Here is a 2966-nt window from a genome sequence, read left to right as displayed (position 1 = left end):
ACGTCCAAAGTCGCGCACAATCGCGCTCATGAAGCTCAGATGACGCATTTGTTGCACGTGTAACCGCGGCGAGATGCAGCGATTCCAGCGTCATTTGATTCGAATTGAATCCTTTAAGGTTAGCGAGCCAATCAATGTATGAACCAGAAATTTCCATGATTGCCGGGGTTCTTAGATGTACGAGTCAAGCCGGGGTAATTACGGACAAGGCGGGGCATGAATCACATCAGCCACATCACACAACCACGAGCCGGATGGTTCGGACATCGCAAGCTGACCCCGCGCGCATGCATTGCGGACAGTAAAAAACACCTTCGAACCTTCCTTGCGGAGGCGCTGGACGACCTCGGCTTCATCACCAGTGAATGCGGCCAGGCCCTGGAACTCGACACCGTCCTGGACGCGGAACGGCCCGATCTTCTGGTGCTCGGCGTGTCCGTGGACGGCATCGAAGTCAGTAAAATTCTCGAGACTTTGGTGAGAAAGGACTATCGCGGCAAGGTCCTCGTCATCGGGCAACCGGACTCGATCATCGTCAAGGCGGTCCGGCAGATCGGCGATGAGTACGGCATCGCCATGCTGCCGGCCCTGTCCACTCCGTTCAGCGCCGGAACCCTGCGTGACAGTCTTGCGTCATTGATGCCGCTCGAGCCCGCGCCGAGCCCGGCGGTGGACGTGCCCGAAGCGCTCAAGGCCGGCTGGCTCGAGCTGTGGTATCAGCAGAAAATTCATCTCCGGACGCTGGTTCCGAGCGGCGCCGAGGCACTGATCCGGATGCGCCATCCCGCATGGGGCGTCGTGCCGCCGGCCTACTTCATCCCCGACGAAAGCGATCCGCATTTTCACGCACTGTCCGAGTTCGTGATCGAGCGCGCGATCGAGGACTGGCGTTATCTCCTCGAACAGATCGGACCGGTCGATCTCTCGATCAACCTGCCGATCTCGTTTCTCACCGACGATCATGCGGTGCGCGAGCTGTGTTACCGGATTCCTGACCATGCGGCCTTCGCCGGCCTGCTGATCGAGATCGACAGCACCGAGGTGATCGACAATCTGGATCTCGCGATCGATGTCGCAAGGCGCGTTCGCCTGCACAATATCGGCATCTCGATCGACAATGTCGGCGCGAACTGGCCGTCCTTGCTCGGACTGCCGAACTTTCCGTTCGTCCAGCTCAAGGTCGATCATCAATACGTCACCGGCTGTGCGGATCAGCGCCTAAAGCAGACCGTGTGCCGGCGCATCGTCGAGCTCGCCCACGATGCCGGCGCGCAGGTCGTCGCCCAAGGCGTTGAGACGCGCGCGGATTTTCTCGCCGCGCATGAGATGGACTTCGATCAGGTCCAGGGCTACCTGTTCGGCAAGCCGATGGGCGTCAAGAAGTTCGCCCGTTCACGGATGCACTTCTCGGAGAAAGAGCCGGCCTCCTGAGGCATCGCCTCCGGTCAGGCGCGAGCTTCGCGATCGATCGCGCGCAGCGCCTCGCCGCGCGCGATCAAGCGCTTCGCGTTGGAATAGGTCGGGACTTCCAGCAGCGAGCCGTCGAGCTCGACGCGGCCGAGGCCCTGCGTTCGCGCCGCTTCGAAGGCCGCAACGATCCTGCCCGCCTGGCGCAAATCGTCTTCGCTCGGCGTGAGGACGCCGTTGACGATGGCCGCATGCGCGGGATCGACCAGGCTCTTTGCGGTGTATCCCAGCCGTCGCGCCCAGATCGTGTCGCGCGCGACGCCCGCGGCGTCGCTCCAGGTGTAGGGACAATCCACCGCGACGACGCCGGCCGCGCGACATTCGACGATGAAGCGCTGCCGCGCGTAAGCGAGCTCCAGGCCGTCGCTGCCGCGCTCGGCGCCAAGATCGGCGGCGAGGTCCTCGGAGGCCATCAGGCAGCCGATGGTGCGCCGGCTCGCGGCCGCGATCGCGCCGGTCTGCACCAGGCCGCGCGCGAACTCGATGTTCGGCAGCAGTGACGTGGATCCTTCGGCGATGCCGTAGTCGCGCTCGAATCGCGTCACTGCCTCGTCGAGCCTGACAACATGATGCGGCTCGGCGACCTTTGGCAGCGCGACAATATCAGGACGGCCGCGCATCACGGCGGCGAGATCGTCCATGCCGTCCTGGTCCAACGGATTGACGCGGACCGCGACCACTGCGCCCTGGTCGCGCCAGGCGGCGTAGAGCTCGGCCGCCAGCGCCCGCGCCTTCGGACGCAGCGAGGGCGGGGTGAAGTCCTCGAGCTCGTGGATCAGCACGTCGGCGCCGCTGGCGGCCGCGTGCTGCAGCACCGCCTCGTTGGCGCCTTCGAGAAACAGCCAGGAGCGGCAGAGCGGGGCTGGGCGCAGCTTGCGCATCACACGGCCCGCACCGCCGTCACTGAAACGTCATGTCGAGGCATTTCGAGATATCGGAGCCGAGGCCGGACGAGATGGTGATGCAGCCGCGGATCTTCTGGGTGGCGGTCTCGCTGGCCCAGATCGCATAGCCGCCGGTGCCGAAGAACGAGTTGGTGTTCGGCGGCTCGGTCTCGGTGGCATCGAACGTATAATTGCCGTCGGTCTCGAAGATGCGCGGCTTCTTGGTGCAGCTGCCGTCGGCCTGGACGTTGATGACCTCCTTGTTGTCCTGCGTCAGCGCCAGCGAGACCTGGCAGCGGAAGTATTCCGAGGTCTTGGCGTTGAACAGATAGGCGTAGGATTTGCAGGTCGACGTCTTGAGCTTGCCGGCGGACAGGCCGCGGCTGCAGGAGATCCGCTGGTTGTTGGAGAGCTTGAACTCGTCCGCCTGCGCGACTGACGCCAGCGCCATGAACGACAGAGCGACACCGATACCGATCTTCATGACGTGGTTCATCGCGATCACCCCCAGGTAGTGTTTCCGCCAATCAAAGCGTTTGTAAACGGTAACGCGAAGATAGTCGCCAAGCTTGATGCGGGAAATCACAAAGTCGCTGATCTCTGTGAGCGGCCGCG

Annotated in this window: 3 protein-coding genes; 1 reads left to right on the top strand and 2 read right to left on the bottom strand. The window is 63.3% G+C overall.

The features are described from left to right. The first annotated feature begins 216 nt into the window (after nt 1-216). The gene (locus tag AC628_RS41250; protein WP_074132529.1) at nt 217-1431 is read left to right on the top strand and encodes an EAL domain-containing response regulator; all 1215 of its coding nucleotides are present in this window, start codon (nt 217-219) and stop codon (nt 1429-1431) included. Nucleotides 1432-1445: 14 nt separating this feature from the next. On the opposite strand, the gene AC628_RS41245 is transcribed toward AC628_RS41250, so the two are convergent. Together AC628_RS41245 and AC628_RS41240 are read right to left on the bottom strand one after the other, a co-directional pair. Further along, nucleotides 1446-2348 (bottom strand): HpcH/HpaI aldolase/citrate lyase family protein, encoded by a 903-nt coding sequence (locus AC628_RS41245; RefSeq protein ID WP_074132528.1) that lies wholly within the window; start codon nt 2346-2348, stop codon nt 1446-1448. Between the two features lie 19 nt (nt 2349-2367). After that, the gene (locus tag AC628_RS41240) at nt 2368-2847 is read right to left on the bottom strand and encodes a hypothetical protein (protein ID WP_074132530.1); all 480 of its coding nucleotides are present in this window, start codon (nt 2845-2847) and stop codon (nt 2368-2370) included. Nucleotides 2848-2966 lie beyond the last annotated feature (119 nt).

It is taken from the genome of Bradyrhizobium sp. NAS96.2, assembly GCF_001908235.1.
Classification (GTDB): Bacteria; Pseudomonadota; Alphaproteobacteria; order Rhizobiales; family Xanthobacteraceae; genus Bradyrhizobium.
The sequence above is the reverse complement of the archived record's forward strand: the minus strand, read 5'-3'. Positions and strand labels throughout refer to the sequence as shown.